A 521-nucleotide genomic window follows, 5' to 3' on the forward strand; every position below is an offset into this window, starting at 1 on the left:
GAGGTAGAGGCCGTCATCACCGAGTTCGGCGCCCTCATACCCGGGCTGCAGGCCCGCCGATTCGACGTTATCGCAGCTGGTCTCTACATCAAACCTGAGCGCTGCAAGGTAGTCGCTTTTGGAAATCCAGATATCAAGATGGGCGAATCCTTTCTGGTGGCAAAGGGTAACCCCAAATCGCTTCACAGCTACGCTGACGTCGCTCAGAAAGGCGACGTGATCCTGGGAGCTGGTAGAGGCTCTGTGGAGGGGCAGATCGCTCTTGATGCCGGTGTACCGGAAAGCAGGGTTTTGCTCTTTCCAGATATGGATTCGGTCCTGTCGGCTTTGATAGCAGGGCGCGTTGATGTATTCGCCGCTACCACTGCCACCGTCACCGCTGGGGCTGCTGCCGCACCGGACAAGGTTGAACGCGCGCTGCCGTTCACGCAACCGGTGGACGCCAAGGGCAACGTCATCTACGGCTACCCTGCACTTGCGTTCCGCCAAGATGACTCCGATTTCCGGGACGCGTATAATGC

1 protein-coding gene is annotated in these 521 nt (G+C 58.5%); it reads left to right on the top strand.

What is annotated here, in order from left to right; translation table 11 throughout:
• The coding region (locus EOA60_RS36660) for a transporter substrate-binding domain-containing protein (protein ID WP_128312810.1) at positions 1–521 on the top strand (521 nt) is incomplete at both ends.

This window comes from Mesorhizobium sp. M1A.F.Ca.IN.020.06.1.1 (assembly GCF_004023265.1).
Classification (GTDB): Bacteria; Pseudomonadota; Alphaproteobacteria; order Rhizobiales; family Rhizobiaceae; genus Mesorhizobium.